Here is a 20,913-nt window from a genome sequence, read left to right on the forward strand (position 1 = left end):
GAAAATATGCAAAGGATTATGCTAATCTTGCTGGTTATCAGTTCACTGATAACTGCATGTGCCCAGGAGCAAAACACAATAAACCTCCGGGGAGAATGGGTTGTACAACTGGATTCATTACAAAAGGGATTTGAAGTAGAAAAAAGTAAACCGATCAACCTTCCGGGTTCTTTGGCTGAATCCGGTTATGGGGAAAAAACCGTAGGGTCTGATTTTGGTATTTTGACGCCCGAATACAGGTATATTGGAGTAGCCTGGTACCGAAAGGAGATCGAAATCCCCCGGGATTGGGATAATAAAGAGTTGGTAGTCTTTCTTGAACGGGTGCTATGGGAGTCCAGGGTATTTGTCGACGGTAAAGAGTTAAGTGTTCAGGATGCCCTGGGAACCCCACATATTCATAAAATAGGAAACCTTACGCCCGGCCGGCATGAACTGGTCGTAAAGGTGGACAACACCATGATCCACAATATCGGTGACAAAGGACATGGCTATGGGGACTACACCCAGGGAATTTGGAATGGCATAGTGGGAAGGATGGAGCTTCAGGCCCATGACCCTACTTATATTTCGAAACTAAGGACTTTTTCACAAGTCGATGAAGACCAATTGAAGGTTGAGCTGGAGATAACCGCTGAAGAAGATGAAAACGCCACGGTAACGGTTCAAATAACAGGCCTGGATGGCCAAGCCAGTATCATTGAAACTTCCGTTCAAAAGAAATTAGCAAAAGGTAAAAATGGCATAGAAGTCCCTGTACCGCTCGAAAACAAACTTAAAAAATGGAATGAATTCGATCCGGAAGTATACCAACTCAAAGTCAAAGTTGAAACAAAAAAATATACCCATACAAAAGACACAGAGTTCGGGTTTGTAAACTTTAGCCATGATGGGACCAAAGTGCTGGTCAACGGCCAACCCGTCTTCCTGAGAGGAAACCTCGATTGTGTACATTTCCCGTTGACAGGGTACCCATCCGCAAATGTTGAAGATTGGGAGAAGATCTTCAAAACCTACAAAGATTACGGATTGAACCATGTTCGCTATCATTCATGGTGTCCACCGGAAGCAGCCTTCAAAGCAGCCAACAGGGTGGGCATTTACATCCAAGCAGAAGCCTCTGTCTGGATAGATTGGTGGATGAGCACAGATATGGTAGCCCGGGGCAGGCCTGAAATGGATACACAGGGACACCCGAAAGGACTGGGCCATGATCCGGATCGTGATAAGTTTGTGATCGATGAAATGAACAGGGTGGTAGATCACTATGGTAACCACCCATCCTTTGCAATGTTCTGCATTGGGAATGAATTGGGCAATGCCAACTTTGATGTCATTGAAAGCTGGGTGAGTGACCTCAAGAAGAAAGATCCGCGCAGGCTCTATGCCGTTTCAACAGCCAGAAAAATTACAGAAACCGATGACTACTCTGCCACACACTATATTCAGGATATAGGGCGTACCAGGGGCCTGAACGGCCCCAGGACAGATTGGGATTTTGAAGATACTTATTCCCAAATGAACATCCCGATAATCGCACACGAGATCGGTCAATGGCCTGTTTACCCCTCCTGGACTGAAATAGACAAATACACCGGGACATTGAAAGCCAGGAACTTTGAAGAATTCAAAGCCATAGCTACTAAAAATGGAATTGATGATCAGCATGAAGACTTTAAATTAGCTTCGGGCGCCCTCAACCAGATCATGTACAAATATGAAATCGAATCCTTCCTGCGAACAAAAAGCTGTGCAGGAGTGCAGCTTCTTAGCATGCAGGACTACCAGGGACAAGGAGAAGCATTGATCGGTTGGCTGGATGCCCACTGGGAAAGCAAAGGCATTACAACACCAGAAAAATTCCGGCAACATTTTGATGAAACTGTTCCATTGCTGAGGATGGCAAAGTTCGTGTGGACAAATAACGAAGTATTTGAAGCCAAAGCCCAACTGTCTCATCATGGACAAAATGATATGGCCGATGCCCAGATATCCGGTACAATTATCACCGAAAGCGGCAAAGTGCTGCTTGAAGAAAAGTGGAACATTAGCCGGATTGCTGTTGGTGATCTGGTTGACCTTGGGCAACTATCCATGCCTTTGGAAGACATCAAAGAAGCCCAAAAACTCACTATCAGGTTAGTGCTGGAAGGCACAAGCTTTCAAAACAAATGGGATATTTGGGTTTTCCCCGGCAAATCCGGCAAGCTGGAAATTCCGGAAGACATGGTCGTCACTGACCAATGGAACGACAACACAAAAAATGCGCTAAATGAAGGTAAAAAGGTACTGCTCATAGCCAATGAACTCGGTAATGAGGAAAATAGCGTAAAACTCAACTTCTATCCACTTTACTGGTCTTTGACATTTTTTCCCGGTCAGGGAAAAACGTCAATTGGCATGTTGCTAAAGGATGAACACCCGGCATTCGATCGTTTCCCAACGTCATTTCACAGCGACTGGCAGTGGGAACCTCTTATGCCGAAATCAAAAGCCTTTTTGCTGAACAATATGCCCGGGGAATACAAGCCCATAGCACAGGTGGTAGATGATTTTCACCGTAATAACAAGGTAGGGGCCATTTTCGAACTCAAAGTAGGAGAAGGAAAACTACTGGTATGCGGATTTGACGTAATGGACAAAACTTCGCCGATTAGTACCCAACTTCAGCAGAGTCTGGTCACCTATTTACAATCCCCCGATTTTGCTCCGGATCAAAGGATGGATTTAGAAGGCCTGGATAAGATGTTTGCCACTGCAGAAAGTACGGAACCGAGCGTAAAATCCGATGGTTTTGACGGTTCAATCCTAAATGTGAAGGCCGGCAACAAGCTGAAAACCATGAAAAAAGGAGTGAAATGGGATAAGAGTACAGACCAGGTACTCAGTCAGGCCAAAGGAACAGACTACAAAGTTACATGCAAAGAAGTTTTGAAAAATGAAGCCGGGACTGCATGGATCGGGGAACAGATTCAACTGAAGTTAAAATGCCCTGACGGAATTCTTGGAGAACTGCAGGTTCATTTCAAAGATCTAAAAAAGCAGGGAGCATCCGGCATTGTCGAGTTCGAAGGCAGAAAAGTAAAGCTGGACAAGCATACCGGAGATGGGAAATGGATCAAACTGCACGTAATGAGAGAAGACAGCAACGACGGTGAACTGGTACTGAACGCATATGGTGATTCAGATAAAGAATTAATGATCACACAAATAGTATTGGTCAAAAGATAGCATTTTTCTAACATGAATAATTGTCTTAATTGATTTGAGGAGGCACACTTTGGAAGTCCAAAGACGGAATAACGTTTCGAATCGGGGATGCTGAAATCGAGTATGACATCCTTTTTTCATACTATGATGACTATGACCCTAATAAAGTGGTAAAAATATATGGAGACGATCCTAAATTGGAATGTCCTAAAGTACTGATGATAGATAACAGGCCGGCATATTTATATGGACCCGGTAAATGGAATTTTTTCGGAGGAGACAGGACCGTATGTTATGTGTTAAAAATTAAAATACCAAAAATAGATGAAAGAAATAAGAACAATTTTGATACTGGTTTCGGTTGCTTTAAGCTTTACTCGTTGCCATAGTATTGCTGAAAAAAAGCAACCTCCTAATATAGTCTTCTTCTTTGTCGATGACATGGGTTGGCAAGATACTTCTGTGCCTTTTCATAGTCAGAAGACCCAGTTGAATCGACAGTATCATACGCCAAATATGGAAAAGCTGGCCAAAGAAGGTGTCAAATTTACACAAGCTTATGCCACGGCGCTTTGTTCCCCCTCTCGTATTAGTTTGATGACAGGGATGAATTCCGCCCGGCATATGGTGACCAACTGGACATTGAACAAGGATGAATCCCCTGATTCCGATCATCCTGTAATACAACCTGCCAGGTGGAATGTAAATGGTTTAAGTGCTGCTCCCGATCAGGAAGGGGCTGTTTATGCAGAGACCTTACCTGAGTTGTTGAAAAAAGCAGGTTATAAAACCATACATGTAGGTAAGGCTCATTTTGGCGCTAAAAACACTTCCGGGGAAGATCCACAAAACCTGGGCTTTGATGTGAATATAGCGGGACACGCTGCAGGAGGTCCTGGCAGCTATTTGGGTAAATATAATTACAGTGCCAACTGGCGAGCTCCAGGCAATCATGTGTGGGATGTGCCTGGTTTGGAAAAATATCATGGTACGGATACCTATCTCACAGAAGCTTTAACACTAGAGGCAAATGAGGCCGTAAATCAGGCAGTCAGGGAAAAGAAACCTTTTTACTTATATATGTCGCATTATGCAATTCATGTGCCGTGGGAAAAAGATGATCGTTTTTATCAGAAGTATACAGATAAAGGACTTAGTGAGTCCGATGCCGTATATGCGTCTGTGTTGGAAGGAATGGACAAATCCCTTGGGGATATTAGCGCTAATCTAAAAAGGCTTGGCGTTGATCAAAATACCATTATCGTATTGATGTCGGACAATGGAGCTCCCAAACAGGCGGCAAGAAACCTTCCGCTCAGGGGACATAAGTTAACACCCTACGAAGGAGGAATAAGAGTGCCCATGATCGTGAAATGGCCGGGCGTTACAAAAACGGGTACAATTAACAAGCAATACCTGATAATAGAGGATATTTTCCCAACGTTTCTGGAAATCGCTAAACTTAGAAAAGAAGCGGCCAATAGTCCTGATGGTATCAGCTTTATTCCATTATTAACTGAGAAAGGAAAGTATCCGGTAGACAGGCCTATCTATTGGCATTATCCGAATACTTATGACCAGCCCCCTTACAGTGCCATAAGAAAAGGAGATTGGAAGTTGATCTACCATCATGTAGATAGAAAAATAGAATTATTCAACCTCGAAAACGATATAGGTGAACAAAATGACCTGTCGAAGGTAGAAAAACAGAAAACAAGCGAATTAGCAAGGCTTTTAACCGATCATTTGATAGAAACAAAGGCTCAGATGCCAACTGATAAAAAAATGGGAGAAACTGTCGGTTATCCATTAAGTCGAATTCAATAGGATCGCATAGAACGAAACTTGATCGTATAAAAACAGTGCAATCAATCCTGAGAATAGAAAGTGTTTGATCCTAATAAACTATAATCTATAATAGTGAAATACCTGCTGGTCTTTTCAATAATCCTAGGTACTACGGCATGTAATAGAAATTCAAAGTTTTGGATTTCAGACCATGCTAATTCTAAAAAAGCTGATCTGTTCATCTGGGCAGGGCAATCGAATGCACAGGGGTGGATGGGAGATGCCAAATTCTATCCGGCCGACCCTGACAGCTTAGATAAGCATATTTTGCTGAATTATACTTTCATAGATAATACCGGTTCAAATGGAAAATGGATCCGAATGGGCCCACAGGAAGGACGGTTTCCTCCCGGCCATTTCGGACCAGAGGTAAGTTTCTCAAGAGAGATCAAGAGGGCGGGTTATGATCCTTATATTTTCAAATATACCAAAGGATCGACTAGTATTTACAACGACTGGAAACGGCCGGGGCAAGGTGGTATGTATGACTCCATGGTCAAAGACCTGGCGATAGCGGTATCAACTCTTGAACAAGCGGGAGTCAGCGTAAATATCAGGGGATTTATTTGGATACAGGGAGAAAGTGATGCGGAAAATGATAAGATGGCCCATGAATTTGAAGACAATTTGATCAGAATTATCGCTGACCTTAAGGAGGTGACAAATAACAACGAGCTAAAAGTAATCCTCGGTGTGGATGAGCAGCACGCTTGGGTATCTGAGAGACCAATTGTGGTTGAAGCACAAAAGAATATGGCGGCGCTTGATCCCAATATTAGCTTTACAAGTATGATTGGACTACCCAAAGCAGATGCAACACATTTGACCCCACATGGACTTGTGGAGCATGGAAAAATTATTTCTGAAGCCTTTAAAAAATGCGAGCAATAAAGTGCTCCGCTGACTAAAGCTGATAAAGCTATCTGTTTGACTATTTATTCTTTTTTAACATTTCACCTACTTCCAATAAAATATTAACACTTTCTTTGGGAACTTCTCCATTCCCGTCCGGACCTATATTCAAAAGCAGGTTGCCTCCTTTTGTGTTAATATCCATCAGTTTATCAAATACTGTTTGAGGAGTTTTCCATTCGTTATCGTTTGCTTTGAAACCCCAAGAATGGTTCATGGTATAGCAAGCTTCCCAATAGTATTTCAAACTTTCTCCCGGGTGTTGCTGTTCCGGAGTTCCAAAATCTTTTTTGAAGTCAGCTCTCTTAGAAACCCGGTTATTAACAATTATTTCCGGTTTTAACTCGCGGCTGTATTGATATAAGTCTGTTCCGGTTTCCATATCCCACCAGTGCACCCAATCACCATCAAACCAAAGAATGTCGCTATCATAATTTTCAATCAGTTCTTTGATCTGATTCTTCATATACGCAACGTATTCTCCTTTTCTCTTCGTTTTCATGCGTACTTCACCCCACCAGCCCCAGCCTTCGTCACCATCGCTATTGCGCTCTTGTGAAGGGTGGTGCCAATCGATGATGCTATAATAAGTGCCGAATTTCAAGCCGTATTTTCTACAGGCAGCGCTTAACTCTGCAAGAATATCCCTTTTAAAAGGAGTACTTGCTACGTCATAATTAGTGTATTTACTATCCCAAAGGCAAAAACCCTCATGGTGCTTAGTGGTAATCACAATATATTTCATACCGGCTGCTTTTGCTGTTTTAGCTATGAAATCAGCATCGAAGTTTTTAGGGTTGAAGGTATGCGTAAGCATGGCATATTCCTGCGGTGCAATGTCTGCCCAGGCTTGTATCCATTCTGCATATTTATTAGCTATCTCTTTTCCTTTCCAAACACCTCCCAGTTGGCTATAAAGCCCAAAAGTGATAAGCATACCATACTTGGCATCTACAAACCATTTCATCCGATGCTCGAAATCATCTTCGGATTCGTTTAAATAATCTACCTTTTCCTGGGCGATCAATCCATTGGTCAGGTATAGTAAAATTAAAAGGGATCCTAATTTTTTCATGAGAAAGACTTTTATCAGTATTATAAATTTATTTTTAAAGCAATAACTACATCTACCTACTTTGCTGCAATGTACTAATTATCTTTGGTTTTGCTTTTTCCTGCTCTTAATCTGAAAGGCAATGACACCACTACTTCCGGTTACTTTTAATCATCTCAGCCCACCTGGAATACCCCTCTTGCTTTACATGAATGCTATCACGTCCATAATATTTGCTATCCAGACTTCTATAATAAAACCCTGCGACCTCAGGGAGAAAAATGGATAGGCAAAAATATGTCATTCTTTTTTAATTGGAATTTTTCAGTTGAGTTTTTATCCTACAAAATCAAACTTGTTTGTCTCTTAGCTCCTTGAAATGTTGTAGACGAGCTTTCTCATCCCCGAAACGGGCGGTAAAGGTGATGAATAGGTTCATCAGATATATTCATATATTTCACGATACAATATGTAAATTTTAGGTATAACTGCGGATATTCAATGATGGATTGGACTACCCAAAGCAGATGCAACACATTTGACCCCACATGGACTTGTGGAGCATGGAAAAATTATTTCTGAAGCCTTTAAAAAAATGGGCGCCGGCAAGTGACAGGCGTTTGTATTTGAATGGAAAGCTTTAAGGGATCAAATCATTCTTCCAACATAGATCCTTGAATTTTCCTCCTATACTCCAATGGTTTCAGGCCCTTCATTCTTTTAAAAGTTCTGACAAAATGAGACAGGTTGTTGTAACCGTTATCGTAGGCTATATGAGCTATACTCATATCAGTTTGTTGTAAAAGCCTGCATATATGTGCAACCTTTAATTCATTTAAAAATTGTCGATAGGTTTTCCTGGTATGGAGCTTGAAGTACCGGCAGAAGGAAGTTGGTGTTAAACTTACCAGATTACTGACTTCTTTTAGCGTAATGTTTTCATTCAACCTTTCCAGGGAATATTCGAATATTTTATTTAACCTGTCAATATTTTCAGAACTTAGGTTTGAGGGGGAGTAAAACGAACATAAGGCTTCCTTTTTTTCAGCTTTTGCCATCAGGTCGAGGATATGAATTAATGTGGTAAGCCGCTCGGCGCCCTGGCTTTCGACCAATTTCCGGAGCTGTTCACAAATTTTTTTTTTGTCTTTACCATAAAACTTGATGCCCATTTTGGCATCCCGTATCAATTGACCGATGTGCGCTAATTCTGATAATTGAAAAAAGCCAGGTCCGGCAAAATCTTCCTTGAAATGAACAACGATTATTTTCGCTTCCAAACCGGAGTTTCTCTGAAAGTATTGGCTATCATTTTTCCAGCAGTGGGGAAGATTCGAACCTACCAATACCAGATCGCCTGATTTGAACCTCTCGATATGGTCTCCTACAAACCTGGTGCCGTCACTTTTTAATATGTACGTTAACTCCAACTCGGCATGGTAGTGAAACGGGTTGTAAAGATACGGTACCGTTTCCGGGGAGACTCTAAAAGAGTAATTATCATAGCTTGGTACTTGTATTAGCGTAGGTTTCATTTTTGATTCCAATCTATCTTTATTTTAGGATAGGAATTATAATGGATGATAATTTAGTGCAATTTATCGATAATTATTGAAAACGAATTCATACTGTCGTTTTATATTTTTGAACTGAAATGGTTGAATCCGATGGAGGAAAATTAACATACAAGCTCCTTGATTAAAAAGAGGCGCTCACTTAAAAGCTTTTCATGGAAGTCAGAATTGAACTTATTGACCTTTTTATTATTCTGGGCTATTTGATATTCATTGTAGGCCTTGGATGTTGGCATTATATTAAAGCATATTTCAACAGAACAGCTACGGTTACCAGCAGCAAGGAATATTTTCTTGCGGGAGGAACCCTCAAATGGCCCGTGATAGGCTTGGCGCTTTTTGCTACCAATATATCGACCATTCACATGGTAGCGCTAGCTCAGGCAGGTTATGAAGATGGATTGCTGAATGGTAATTATGAAATAATGTCCGGCCTAGTACTGATCATCCTTTCAATTTTCTTTGCGCCTTTTTTTCTTCGGAGTGAGGTAGCTACGTTACCGGATTTTTTGGAGTTACGATTCAGCAGGGCATCCAGAGATTGGGTGGCGGGACTATCAATCGCTACAGCGATACTCGTACACATAGGGTTTTCTCTTGTAACAGGAGCCATCGTTATGGAAGGAATGTTTGGTTTTGACAGGACTTTTAGTATCCTGATTATTGTGTTGCTTACCGGTCTATACACCATTGTAGGAGGTTTGAGAGCCGTGGTTATTACGGAATCCCTGCAGGCGATAATTCTGATCCTGGGCGCCCTGGGAATAACTATTGCCGCTTATGATCAAATTGGAAGCTGGGATCAGTTTACAGGGAATATAGACGTCCAAAACCTGAATATGCTCCGTAGTGGCGATGAAAGCCATCTACCCTGGTATGCTGTATTTCTTGGATATCCTGTGATTGGTATCTGGTATTGGTGTACGGATCAAACCATTGTACAGCGGGTATTGGGTTCAAAAGATGTTCATCATGCCCAGGTGGGTTCTCTGTTCGCCGGATTTTTAAAGATGCTTCCCATGTTCATTTTTGTTCTTCCGGGACTTTTTGCCGTCGCCTTGGTTAATATGGGCAAATTCGACAATACTATCGTTGAAAGCAAAGATACGCTATCATACCTCATAAGAAACCTGTTGCCAACGGGGGCAAGAGGGATAATGGCAGCCGCCCTCTTAGCTGCGCTTATGAGTTCTGTTTCCGGGGCCCTTAATTCCATATCCACCCTGTTCACCTATGATCTTTACAAACGATTCAGACCTGATAGTTCCGATAAGAAGATGGTAGTTATTGGCAGGTGGGCTGCATTCCTGGCTATGATCGCCTCGGTGTTATGGACTTTTCTTATTGATGGAAAGGAAGGTATATTTAATGAAATGGTTGGAATCATTGTACTGATCTCACCCCCGTTAACTACTGTTTTTTTGTTTGGCGTCTTTTGGGAAAAAGCATCGGCATTCGCTTCAAAATGGACGCTATGGCTTGGTACTTTGGCTGGTGTATTGCTCTTTCTTTACATACGTTTGGACGAAATGTTGGGCTGGCCTGTTTGGGAAACAAAGACTTTGATGGATGGCGTGTACCTGACAATAGTTTGCAGCATTGTGATGATAGCGTGTAGTTATATCAGGCCTCATAGACATACAAATGAAAGTAAACGACTTACTTGGGAAAGCCCTTTGGAACCTTTCAAAGCAAAGGGCTGGAAGGGTATCGGAAATTATAAGTTTTTATCAGTGATGTTATTAGCGGTAATGACCCTGATCTACATCATTTTTTGAAGCTGTTTAGCAATGGGTTTTAATTAACAGTCTGGTTTGTAGTTATTAAAAAAACGAAAATTCGATAAAAAATCATTATATGAAGACTTCAGGATTTGAATGCATGATCTCTATTTGTGTAACATTATTTTTAACAATACCGCTATTTTCATGTTACGGCCAGGCAGAAAAGTTCAATGGAGCGATGACAGATAAGCCCGCTTCCAGGTGGGAAGAAGCTATGGTGACGGGAAATGGAAATATGGGCGCTATGATGTATGGTGAGCCCGATAATGAAACCATTGTAATCAATCATTGTGAGCTTTTTCTTCCATTGGGTACCAAGGAATTTGTAAAGGACCTGTCTGGGTCAATGCCCGAAATTAAAAGAGCGGCGTTGGAGGCCGGAAAAGACGGACCTGCACTGGCTCATCAAATGATGAGAGAAAAGGCACAGCAAAAAATATCCTGGAGTGACCCGTTTCATCCTGCTTTTACTTTTCATATCGATACAAAACAACCATCCAGGAATATTCAGAATTATCAGCTTTCTGAAGAATTCACTACCGGTGAACTGGTTGCTTCATGGGATAATGAGGATGGATATTGGGAACGAAAGATGTTTATATCCCGGCCTGACGATGTGGTAGTGATGGAAATTAGCGGACCAAAAGGAAAAGTGAATGCCGACTTTTCAATGAAGATGGACCATGAGTTAATAGATGTTACTATGAGCGTGGCAAATGGCGAGATTGTATCTCATGTTACTTATGTTAATGGTAAAGGTGGATATGATAATGTGGCAAGGATTATTCCCGGTGGAGGAGAAATATTGAATAATGGTAAAACCATCACCGTTAATGGGGCCGATAAGGTTACGATCTTGATAAGAGTCGATACCTGGAGGGCGCCACTACCTGTCTCACAAAGTGAGGCCTGGTCATTTTCGCCTAGGCATCCTGATTTCATTAATGGGTATTCAAAAAATAAAGTGAAGGTAATCCAGGACCATCTTAATAGATTGTCTAAGGACTATGATCAGCTATTTGCAACACATGCTAAAGTACATAGAGAACTATTCTCAAGGGTAAGATTAAATTTGGAAGGAGGGCAAGTAAGTAGACAGGTCTCATCTCAATCAATGTTAGAAGAAGCGGCGGCTACTGGCACTATGCCGCAGGCTTTGGCGCAAAAATTGTACGATGCATGCAGATATTTAATTATATGCAGTACAGGTAAGAACCCTGCCAATCTCCAGGGGATATGGACCGGCACCTGGAAACCTGATTGGAGTGGCGATTATACATTGGATTCAAACATCCAGTTGGGTATCCAATCACTCATGAGCGCCAATATGCCCGAACTGATGGAAGGTTATTTTCAAATCATAGCGTCCTGGCTAAACGACTTCCGGTTAAATGCAAGAAAACTGTACGGTTGCAGAGGCATTGTTTCTAACCCAAAGGCATCCAATACAGCTTTATACCTGCATTGGGGTAACTGGCCGGGAGAGCAGGCAATCGGCACGATGGGATGGCTGTTACATTTTTTTTACGACTACTATCAGTTTACAGGCGATGAGGAATTTCTTAGAGAGAGGGTGGTGCCATTATTAAAAGAAAGCGCACTCTTTTATGAAGACTTACTTCGTGACACAGAAGGCCAGGATGGCAAATATACCTTTTTCATTTCCTACTCCCCGGAGCAGGATCATCGGCTTTACGCTAATTCTACCTTCGATATTGCTGTTGCCAAATCGGTGTTGACCTATTTAATTAAGTCATGCGAAACGCTAAATATTGAAAAAGAGAATATTTCCAAATGGGAAAAAATGCTTGATAAAATGCCTGATTATCTGATCAACGAAAAAGGAGAATTGCAGGAATGGGCTTACCCGGGAACAGAAGAAAATTACAACCAGCGCCATCATTCACATTTGTTGCCCCTGTACCAATTCTGTGAGTTTGACCGGGAACGTGATCCTGAATTATGGAATGCTGCCGCCAAAGCATTCGAAGCTAAAGAACGAGGATTCCTGTTAAATGAGAAAGATCCAGATAGTAATCATATTACACATGGTTTGATGAACCAGGCACAATGTGCTGCACGCTTAGGCAGGGCAGATGTGGTTTATGAAGTACTTTCAAGATTGGTCACCAGGCAATACGTTTTCCCTAGCTTCATGATATCTTATTGGCCGGGAAACAACGGGTATGGTTTTGATCCGGTTGGAACAATTCCGGATGTTGTTAATAATTCGTTGGCCTTTTGCTGGGAAGGTAAGTTGGATCTTTTACCCGCACTTCCTGTATCCTGGAAAGTCGGATCAATCCAAAATATCCTGTTAAGAGACCAGATACAGGTCAAAAAACTGGCCTGGGATATGAATTCAGGGAAAATTGAATTGTCTCTAAAGTCTGATAGATCCCAGGAGGTCTTGCTAAAGCTGCCAGAACATATAAAGGTGAAATCGATACAATTTGAAGAGAGAAACCTTATTCGCCAAGGAAAAAGTCATAACAAAAACAGGTGGAGGTTAAACTTACAAGAGGGGCAGATAGCTCATATTAATATGAAGCTTGAATAGTCCGGGATGATAACGGTATTCTGAAATGGCACTGACAATATTTCATAAATGCCTTTGTGACCATCATAAACAATTAGTACAAATAACAAGATGCAAAGAAAAATACCAGATAGCAATGAATTGTCGAACCGCCTGGAGAAATGCTATTCCGGGGCAGTGTATGATGTACTACGAGCAATAGGGTACGAGCAGCAGACTCTTCCCAAAGAAATCCGTCCACTGGATATTGATAAGAAGTTAGCCGGACAGGTATATTCGGTAAGCGGGCACTATGATGACGCTTTGGACCCGCATGAGACCCTGCTTCAGTGGACAGGATTGCTGTCAAAAGCACCCAAAGGAAGTGTTGTGATCTGTCAACCCAATGACGATACGCTTTCACACATGGGAGAATTATCATCCGAGACATTACAGCTTCGCGGCATCAGAGGATATATTGTAGACGGTGGGTGTAGAGATTCAGGTTTTATAAGCAAGATCGGTTTTAAAGTATTCTGCAAATACTTTACCCCTGTAGATGTTGTTGGAAGGTGGGTGGCCGATGGATTTGGCAAACCTATTAATATCGGGGGAGTAGCAATTCATACCGGGGATTATGTAATGGCCGATAGAGACGGTGTGGTAATCATTCCTGGGAAAATTGCTGAAGAGGTGATCGAAAAAACCGAGGAGGTCCTTCGGACGGAGAGCTTAGTTAGAAAAGCCATCCTGGAAGGTGTAGACCCCCAGGAGGCATACTTGAAGTATGGTAAATTTTAAACATATATACTTTGATGGAAAAAATAACAAAAATGTCCTTGTTCCTTGCGTCGTTGCTGATGTTTGGAGCATGTGGTAGCCAGGTGAAACCTCCCCTGCCCTATGGGCCTGTGCCGACCAAAAGTCAGATAGCATGGCATGAAATGGAATATTTTAGCCTCATTTGTTACGGCCTGAATACATATACAGAACAAGAATGGGCATACGGAGATGTAGATCCAAAGCTATTTGATCCTTCGGATTTAGATACCGATCAATGGGCAAAAACAGCCCGTGACGCAGGTATGAAGGGTTTGATATTGGTTGCCAAACACCATGATGGTTTTAGTCTCTGGCCAAGTAAATTCACAGATTATTCTGTGAAGGCCACCCCCTGGAAGAATGGGACCGGAGATGTCCTGGGAGACTTATCGAAATCATGCAAAAAATATGGCCTGAAATTAGGCGTTTATTTATCTCCATGGGATCGAAATCACGCGGAGTATGGACGTCCGGAATATGTTCAGTTTTATTATGACCAACTTGAAGAATTACTAACAGAATACGGGGATGTATTCGAATTTTGGATAGACGGAGCAAATGGCGGAACGGGTTATTATGGTGGAGCTAATGAGAGGAGAAGTATAGACAGGAGAACGTACTATGGATACGATACTATTTTTTCCATGGTAAAAAAGCACCAGCCGGGAGCTGTGATATTTAGTGATGTAGGCCCGGGAGTACGATGGGTCGGCAATGAAGCAGGTATTGCAAATGAAACCAATTGGAACACAATTAATACCTATGGGATGTTTCCAGGTGAGTCCGACCCGGAATTTCATAAGAAACTGGGGACAGGTGAACCTGGCGGAGAAAGCTGGATTCCAGCAGAAGTAAACACGACACTTCTGTGGCCCAAGGCATGGTATTATCATACCGGTCATCAGCCACGTAGCTTACAAAACCTTATGGAACTGTACTACACTTCCATAGGACGCGGCTCACCCCTAAACCTCGGAATAGCCATCGCCCCAAGTGGACAAATACGGGATATAGACAAAAAGGCGCTATTGAAATTTAAAAAGCAGGTCGACAGGGAATTTTCCGTTAACCTGGTCAAAAATGCAACAATCAAATCCAGTGATCACCGAGGAAGCCAGGACGAATATTCGCCGATGAATTGTGTTGATGGGGACAAAGAGAGTTACTGGGCTACCAATGATAGCGTACACACGGCAACCCTCTATATAGGTTTTAAAAAAGAAACAACATTTAATCGCCTGTTACTCCAGGAAAACATTCGCCTGGGTCAACGTATTCATAAATTTACGCTTGAAATAAAAACTGGTAAAGGTTGGGAAAAAGTGGCTAATGGTACTACAATTGGGTATAAAAGAGTGCTTCGCTTTGACGATGTAACTTCAAAAAAAGCAAGAGTCACGCTTGAAACTAAGGCTCCATGCTTAACCCTTAGTAACCTGGGCATATACAATGCTCCTCCTTTGCTGCTTGAGCCTGAAATGAGTGTGGATATAGAAGGCAATATCATATTGCAGAAGACAGGTGATCTTTCTGTTTACTATGCATTAGGTGATAAGCCTACAGCATCAAGCTATAAAAAATATACAAGTCCCATTCAATTGCCCCATGGAGGTAAAATACATGCCTATACGAAAGACTTGGAGAGTGATCAAAAATCAGATGTGGTTTTGCAAGAGTTTGGGATGGCCAAAAAAGGATGGAAGGTGTATGACAGCAAAGGAGGAAGTACAAATGACACCCAGCCCTCAAACGCTATTGACGCAGATATCCATTCATTTTGGGAAGCCACCGGCAAGGCAGGCAGTAGCAAACCTTATCTTGCCATAGACCTGGGCAAACAAACTGATGTAAGGGGGTTTGCATACACTCCTCCCGGGAAGGGAATAGAAGGAGCTATTTTCGAATATGAGTTTTATGTAAGTAAAGATGGCAAGCTTTGGGGAGAACCCATTAGCAAAGGCGAATTCTCCAATATAGAAAACAACCCAATTACTCAGCGAATTACCTTTAACCAGGTACCAAAAGCAAAGTATATAAAGCTGGTGTCAATTTCTACGGTAAAAAACAGTCAAAAGACTGTAATCAACGAAATAGAGCTGTTTGTAAATTAAAATGTGTTTCAAATACTATGGGTAGACTTGCAATCATATTTTTACTTGGTTTCTTTTGGTTAAGCTGTTTAGGGCAAGCCGGACAAACGAAACCAAATATTATATTCTTTTTTGTAGATGATATGGGTTGGCAGGAAACATCAGTGCCGTTTTACAAGGAAGTTACCGAACTGAATAAGCGTTACCATACGCCGAATATGGAACGGTTGGCAGAGGGCGGGATGAAGTTTACACAAGCTTATGCGAGTGCTTTGTGTTCCCCTTCAAGGATTAGTTTAATGTCCGGGTTAAATGCTGCCCGACACGGCGTAACCAGTTGGACTTTGAGGAAAGATAAATCACCAGGCGGAGACCATCCAATAGTAACGGAGCCAGACTGGAATGTCAATGGAATTACCTCAAAAGTGGGAACAGAAAAAACAACACTTGTAAATACCTTGCCAATGATCCTGCGAAATGCAGGCTATCGAACCATACATGTCGGGAAAGCCCATTTTGGAGCAAAAGATACGCCTGGAGAAGACCCCTTGAACCTGGGTTTTGACATAAACATTGCCGGACATGCAGCAGGAGGACCTGGAAGTTATTATGGAAAAAACAACTTCAGCGCAGCCTTTAGGAATGGAGACAGGATATGGGATATTCCTGGATTGGAAAAATACCACGGTAAAGACATTTACCTTAACGAGGTTTTAACCATTGAAGCTAACCAGGCAATCGATAGCGCCGTTAATGATAACAGACCCTTTTATCTGTATATGTCACATTATGCTATTCATGTTCCTTGGGAGAAGGATCTGCGATTTTATGATAAATATAAGGACACAGGACTTACGGATTTTCAGTCAACCTATGCTTCAATGGTCGAGAGTATGGATAAATCACTGGGGGATATTATGCAAAATATCCGAAAGCATGGCATAGAAGACAACACCATTATTGTGTTTATGTCGGATAATGGGCAACCGAGCACTACAGACAGGAATTTACCACTTAGAGGGCATAAGCTGCTGCCTTATGAAGGAGGTATACGAGTACCGCTCATTGTCCACTGGCCAGGGGTAACTAAACCCGGTACCGAGTGCAGTAGCTATATCATCATAGAGGATATATTCCCTACATTTTTGGAAATGGCCGGGGTAACAGAATTTAGCCAGGTTGGGGGTATAATAGATGGGAAAAGCTTTTTACCCTTTCTTAAAGGTAAAAAGCAGGGTGAACAAAAACGACCTGTTTTTTGGCACTACCCTAATACCTATGGGGGCGCCCAATACTTCCCGTACAGTTCATTACGGCAAGGCAATTGGAAACTAATATATAAGCATGCAGAGAGAGTGTTTGAGTTGTATAATCTCAAAAATGATATATCGGAAAAGCACGACCTGACAACGGAAGAACCGGGGAAATTATCCGAATTGATCAAAATTTTGTCCGGCTTTTTGCGTGAAGCCGGAGCCTTGATGCCTATAATCAAAGAAACTGGTCGACCGGTTCCCTGGCCCGACGAAATTTAATGGGCCTCATGTGGGAATGAACCAATAATAGGACTAAATAGATGCGATATAAACATATTTTATTACCAATCAGTCTATGTATTGTCTTTGTGTTCATACTCCAAAAACAGTTGGCCTGCCCGGGAAGCCGAATTGATAAAGGCGTCTTCGGATTATTTTCCTGTTCTGGTAAGACTGAAATAATAATTCTAATAATTAAACCCTAAACAATTGAAAAGCTCAGATAAATTAATTCGCCTGGATGATATGGACAACGTTCTTATTGCGAGATGCGATATAAAAAAAGGAGAGAGAATTCTTATTGAAAATAAAGAAATCGACATGAAAACAGATGTAAAGCTTGGATTTAAAGTAGCCGGCAAAGCCATTATACCGGAAGAGAAAATAATTAAGTTTCGAACCCCGATCGGTTCTGCCACAGCGCCTATTGAAATAGGAGATGTTGTCCATGTACACAACATGAAGAGTGACTATTCACCAACTTATACTATACAAAATCAAAATGATTATGAAGGACATTGAATGGAAGGGTTATGCCCGAAACGATGGCTCTAAGGGGATTAGAAATGTTTTATTGGTGGTGTATTTGGTAGAGTGCGCTCACCATGTAAGTTCTGAAATTGCATCGGGATTTAAGAAAAGTGAGGTCCAGGTGATCGGATTTGGAGGTTGCTACCCTAACAGCCATGCTGACAAGGTAATGAGACGACTTTGTACGCATCCAAATGTAGGAGGAGCTTTATTGGTGTCATTGGGATGTGAAAGCTTCAACCGTTTTAAGCTTGCTAAAACTATCGAAGAGACAGGCCGGCCTGTTTCAACCCTGGTGATCCAGGAAGAAGGCGGTACTTCAAAAGCAATTGCAAGGGGGACCGAGTGGGTCCGGTCAGCGCTACGCCAACTGCAAAATACTCCCAGCGTGAAAATGGGAGTTAAAGATCTGGTAATAGGTACTATATGCGGCGGATCTGATGCCACCAGCGGAATTAGCGGAAACCCTGCCGTAGGATTGACATTTGACAGGCTGGTAGAAGACAAAGCGATAACCATTTTTGAAGAAACCGGTGAAATGATAGGTTTTGAAGACCATATCGCATCGCGGGCAAAAACCAAAGCGTTAGGAGATGAATTGCGAAAATCAATCCAAAAGGCTGCCCGGTATTATACTATCATGGGGCATGCAAGCTTTGCACCTGGAAATGCTGACGGAGGATTGAGTACCATTGAAGAAAAATCCTTAGGCGCCTACAGCAAGGGGGGAAAATCGGAGATAGCAGGGTTGCTCAAGCCCGGTGATATTCCAACGCAACCGGGGCTCTATTTATTGGATGTGGTACCCGACGGTGAACCAAGATTTGGTTTTCCAAATATTAATGATAATGCTGAAATATCAGAGTTAATGGCTTGCGGAAGTCATATCATATTATTTGTAACTGGCCGGGGATCTGTGGTGGGGTCTCCTATTGCACCGGTCATTAAGATATGTTCGAACCCGGATACTTATGAACGGATGGAGGAAGATATGGATATCAACGCAGGAAAAGTAATTTCCGGAGAATTGAATTTAAAAGAGAGCTCTAATGAAATAATTTCGGCTATTCTCAGTACCGCTGCAGGAAACAAAACCGCCTCCGAGGCACTTGGACACCAGGAATTCGTTTTGTTGTATAAATCTTTCCAACCCGCAGGCCCATCCTGCTTACCTTAAACACAAAGTAGCCAACGCTCTTAATTATTTTAAGAAGGGTTGGCTACTAAATAAGGACTTTATGAATTTGAATTTTTGATTATTTTATTATTGCAGCGGATCAAAATCTCCTCCCCAATTATTGTTCTGCACCAATTTTGTATTTCTATCTAAAACAGACGTGGGTATACCATAAATATAAAACTGATCACTAATCGCAAAATCAGAAACATCTGTTTCAACTACAGATAAGTCAAATTTCGTATATACCTGATCAATATCATCCATCTTAGCTACATGCGTTTCACCGTTTTTTAGCGCTAAGGCTATACCACGCCTTTGTTTCAAATCTCTTAGGTAACCAAACATCTTATGTCTGCGTAAATCATCCCAGCGTTTACCTTCAAAACAAAACTCTACAAATCTTTCATTTATATAAGCCGTTCTTATTCCATCTTTTGAATTGGCTTTAATTCCATAATCCCCGGTACCCTCAAGAATACCTGCCCTTGCACGAACTTGTTTTAAGATATCGAGCGCTTCAGTTGTATTTCCCACCTCATTGGCACACTCGCCAAGGTTCATCAGCACTTCGGTAAACCTGATTTCCGGCCAGTCAACATCACATTGCCCCACTTCGTTCCTGTTCTTATGTTTATCGACAGCCTTAATTCTATGAAAAGAGGAAGCAGAAGGGTTTCCGACTTCATCTGTTATCGGATTATAAGTGCCTATTATGCCTGTCGGACCATTTAAATCCTCTATTTCTTCATAATAGGTCCATAAAAATGACTCGTCATCTCTCATCCCCTGAACATATTGATTGGGTGAACCGTTGTAGTAAATGTTTGCATAAAACCGATCATCGCGGTATCTCCACAAAGTGTCGAGCGACATTGTTGCCGGATCCCAGGCCGAACCATCTTTCATTGGGAAAGCATTCACCAGTTCCAGAGAAGGTTTATCTTGTCCGGCATTGCCACTCGACCAGGTAAGCGGGATCACACCTGCCTGGCTATAATACGATTGTGGGAAGTTAAACCGTCTTATCATCACATGTTCTATGTTTAATTCAACATCCCAAATATCCTTATAAGGACTATATAAACCTTTTCCCTGTTCGACTAAAAAGTCTTTAGCCGCTCTATTCGCCTCATATGCTATTTGCCACGATGCCACACCTCCCAGGCCATCAAACAGAGGACTGGCAAAAAACAACAGTACTCTTCCTTTAAAAGCCATTGCCACGCCTTTATCAATACGTCCTACATCTTCACCTGTCCAGGATGAAGGTAATAGGTTGATCGCATCGTCTAAGTCCTGAATGATCTGTGCCACACATATTGAGGTTTTACTTCTCTCAACAGATAATTCCTCCAGATCGGATGTTGGTACCTGAGAAATCAGGATCAACGGAACTCCCCCATAACTCTTAACCAAATTGTAATAAACCCATGCCCTCCAGAATAATGCCTGCCCCTTCAATTCATCTATGATAGCGGGATCAAATGTAGCATCATCGATATTGTCTAAGAATTGGTTTATTAAGCGAATGTTTGCGTAGGAAGAATTATATATGTTATAAGAATCGAAGGTAGCTGTGCCTGTCAGCCATTCATTCGTAGCTCTATTATGTGCCACTCCTTCGTCCGTATTATTACCGGTACCGCCGGGATTACCAGGCATTAGCCTGGCATACAAATCGTTGACATACGCACCCGAAAGCGCCTCATTACTGTAAATATCCGAAGGGTTTATTCCCGTAAGATTTTCTTTATCTAAAATTTCATTGCAGGCGGAAAGAAAAATTGTCAGCGCAGAAATAACTAAGATTATTGTATTATCTGATTTTCTCATCTTATTGTAAATTTTGAATGAT

At 41.9% G+C, this 20,913-nt stretch carries 13 protein-coding genes; 10 read left to right on the forward strand and 3 right to left on the reverse strand.

Annotated elements, in window-relative coordinates:
* Window positions 1-6: 6 nt before the first annotated feature.
* The 3 genes from AC04NP_RS23220 (at window position 7) to AC04NP_RS23230 (ending at window position 5,949) form a co-directional block, all read left to right on the forward strand.
* Complete coding sequence (locus AC04NP_RS23220; protein ID WP_482862360.1) at window positions 7-3,231, forward strand: glycoside hydrolase family 2 TIM barrel-domain containing protein; 3,225 nt, start codon at window positions 7-9, stop codon at window positions 3,229-3,231.
* Window positions 3,232-3,534: 303 nt separating this feature from the next.
* Window positions 3,535-5,037: a sulfatase gene (locus AC04NP_RS23225; protein ID WP_482862361.1), complete on the forward strand. Its 1,503-nt coding sequence runs from the start codon at window positions 3,535-3,537 to the stop codon at window positions 5,035-5,037.
* Window positions 5,038-5,130: 93 nt separating this feature from the next.
* On the forward strand, window positions 5,131-5,949 hold the full coding sequence (locus AC04NP_RS23230) for a sialate O-acetylesterase (protein WP_482862362.1): 819 nt from the start codon (window positions 5,131-5,133) through the stop codon (window positions 5,947-5,949).
* 40 nt (window positions 5,950-5,989) lie between these two features.
* On the opposite strand, the gene AC04NP_RS23235 is transcribed toward AC04NP_RS23230, so the two are convergent.
* Together AC04NP_RS23235 and AC04NP_RS23240 are read right to left on the reverse strand one after the other, a co-directional pair.
* On the reverse strand, window positions 5,990-7,045 hold the full coding sequence (locus tag AC04NP_RS23235) for an alpha-L-fucosidase (protein WP_482862363.1): 1,056 nt from the start codon (window positions 7,043-7,045) through the stop codon (window positions 5,990-5,992).
* 632 nt (window positions 7,046-7,677) lie between these two features.
* On the reverse strand, window positions 7,678-8,559 hold the full coding sequence (locus tag AC04NP_RS23240) for an AraC family transcriptional regulator (protein ID WP_482862364.1): 882 nt from the start codon (window positions 8,557-8,559) through the stop codon (window positions 7,678-7,680).
* Window positions 8,560-8,753: 194 nt separating this feature from the next.
* Here AC04NP_RS23240 and AC04NP_RS23245 point away from each other — a divergent pair, with 194 nt between their 5' ends.
* The 7 genes from AC04NP_RS23245 (at window position 8,754) to AC04NP_RS23275 (ending at window position 19,055) form a co-directional block, all read left to right on the forward strand.
* Entirely contained in the window at window positions 8,754-10,376 is a 1,623-nt protein-coding gene (locus AC04NP_RS23245) for a sodium:solute symporter family transporter (protein WP_482862365.1), read from the forward strand.
* A 79-nt stretch (window positions 10,377-10,455) separates the two neighbouring features.
* Window positions 10,456-12,942: a glycosyl hydrolase family 95 catalytic domain-containing protein gene (locus tag AC04NP_RS23250; protein WP_482862366.1), complete on the forward strand. Its 2,487-nt coding sequence runs from the start codon at window positions 10,456-10,458 to the stop codon at window positions 12,940-12,942.
* A 120-nt stretch (window positions 12,943-13,062) separates the two neighbouring features.
* On the forward strand, window positions 13,063-13,701 hold the full coding sequence (locus tag AC04NP_RS23255; RefSeq protein WP_482862367.1) for an RraA family protein: 639 nt from the start codon (window positions 13,063-13,065) through the stop codon (window positions 13,699-13,701).
* A 14-nt stretch (window positions 13,702-13,715) separates the two neighbouring features.
* The gene (locus AC04NP_RS23260) at window positions 13,716-15,833 is read left to right on the forward strand and encodes an alpha-L-fucosidase (protein WP_482862368.1); all 2,118 of its coding nucleotides are present in this window, start codon (window positions 13,716-13,718) and stop codon (window positions 15,831-15,833) included.
* Between the two features lie 17 nt (window positions 15,834-15,850).
* Entirely contained in the window at window positions 15,851-17,347 is a 1,497-nt protein-coding gene (locus AC04NP_RS23265) for a sulfatase (protein ID WP_482862369.1), read from the forward strand.
* A 210-nt stretch (window positions 17,348-17,557) separates the two neighbouring features.
* Window positions 17,558-17,869 carry a UxaA family hydrolase gene (locus AC04NP_RS23270; RefSeq protein WP_482862370.1) on the forward strand — a complete coding sequence of 104 codons (312 nt, stop codon included), beginning with the start codon at window positions 17,558-17,560 and terminating at the stop codon, window positions 17,867-17,869.
* Entirely contained in the window at window positions 17,856-19,055 is a 1,200-nt protein-coding gene (locus AC04NP_RS23275) for a UxaA family hydrolase (protein ID WP_482862371.1), read from the forward strand. The genes AC04NP_RS23270 and AC04NP_RS23275 overlap by 14 nt, the downstream gene beginning before the upstream one ends.
* Window positions 19,056-19,142: 87 nt before the next feature.
* On the opposite strand, the gene AC04NP_RS23280 is transcribed toward AC04NP_RS23275, so the two are convergent.
* Window positions 19,143-20,891: a RagB/SusD family nutrient uptake outer membrane protein gene (locus AC04NP_RS23280; RefSeq protein WP_482862373.1), complete on the reverse strand. Its 1,749-nt coding sequence runs from the start codon at window positions 20,889-20,891 to the stop codon at window positions 19,143-19,145.
* Window positions 20,892-20,913 lie beyond the last annotated feature (22 nt).

It is taken from the genome of Agaribacillus sp. DX54 (assembly GCF_056858335.1).

What these genes read in the sequence shown, in the direction of transcription:
- AC04NP_RS23220 (WP_482862360.1), top strand. Translation starts at nt 7, where the DNA reads ATGCAAAGGATTATGCTAATCTTGCTGGTTATCAGTTCACTGATAACT.
- AC04NP_RS23225 (WP_482862361.1), top strand. Translation starts at nt 3,535, where the DNA reads ATGAAAGAAATAAGAACAATTTTGATACTGGTTTCGGTTGCTTTAAGC.
- AC04NP_RS23235 (WP_482862363.1), bottom strand. Translation starts at nt 7,045, where the DNA reads ATGAAAAAATTAGGATCCCTTTTAATTTTACTATACCTGACCAATGGA.
- AC04NP_RS23240 (WP_482862364.1), bottom strand. Translation starts at nt 8,559, where the DNA reads ATGAAACCTACGCTAATACAAGTACCAAGCTATGATAATTACTCTTTT.
- AC04NP_RS23245 (WP_482862365.1), top strand. Translation starts at nt 8,754, where the DNA reads ATGGAAGTCAGAATTGAACTTATTGACCTTTTTATTATTCTGGGCTAT.
- AC04NP_RS23250 (WP_482862366.1), top strand. Translation starts at nt 10,456, where the DNA reads ATGAAGACTTCAGGATTTGAATGCATGATCTCTATTTGTGTAACATTA.
- AC04NP_RS23260 (WP_482862368.1), top strand. Translation starts at nt 13,716, where the DNA reads ATGGAAAAAATAACAAAAATGTCCTTGTTCCTTGCGTCGTTGCTGATG.
- AC04NP_RS23265 (WP_482862369.1), top strand. Translation starts at nt 15,851, where the DNA reads ATGGGTAGACTTGCAATCATATTTTTACTTGGTTTCTTTTGGTTAAGC.
- AC04NP_RS23275 (WP_482862371.1), top strand. Translation starts at nt 17,856, where the DNA reads ATGAAGGACATTGAATGGAAGGGTTATGCCCGAAACGATGGCTCTAAG.
- AC04NP_RS23280 (WP_482862373.1), bottom strand. Translation starts at nt 20,891, where the DNA reads ATGAGAAAATCAGATAATACAATAATCTTAGTTATTTCTGCGCTGACA.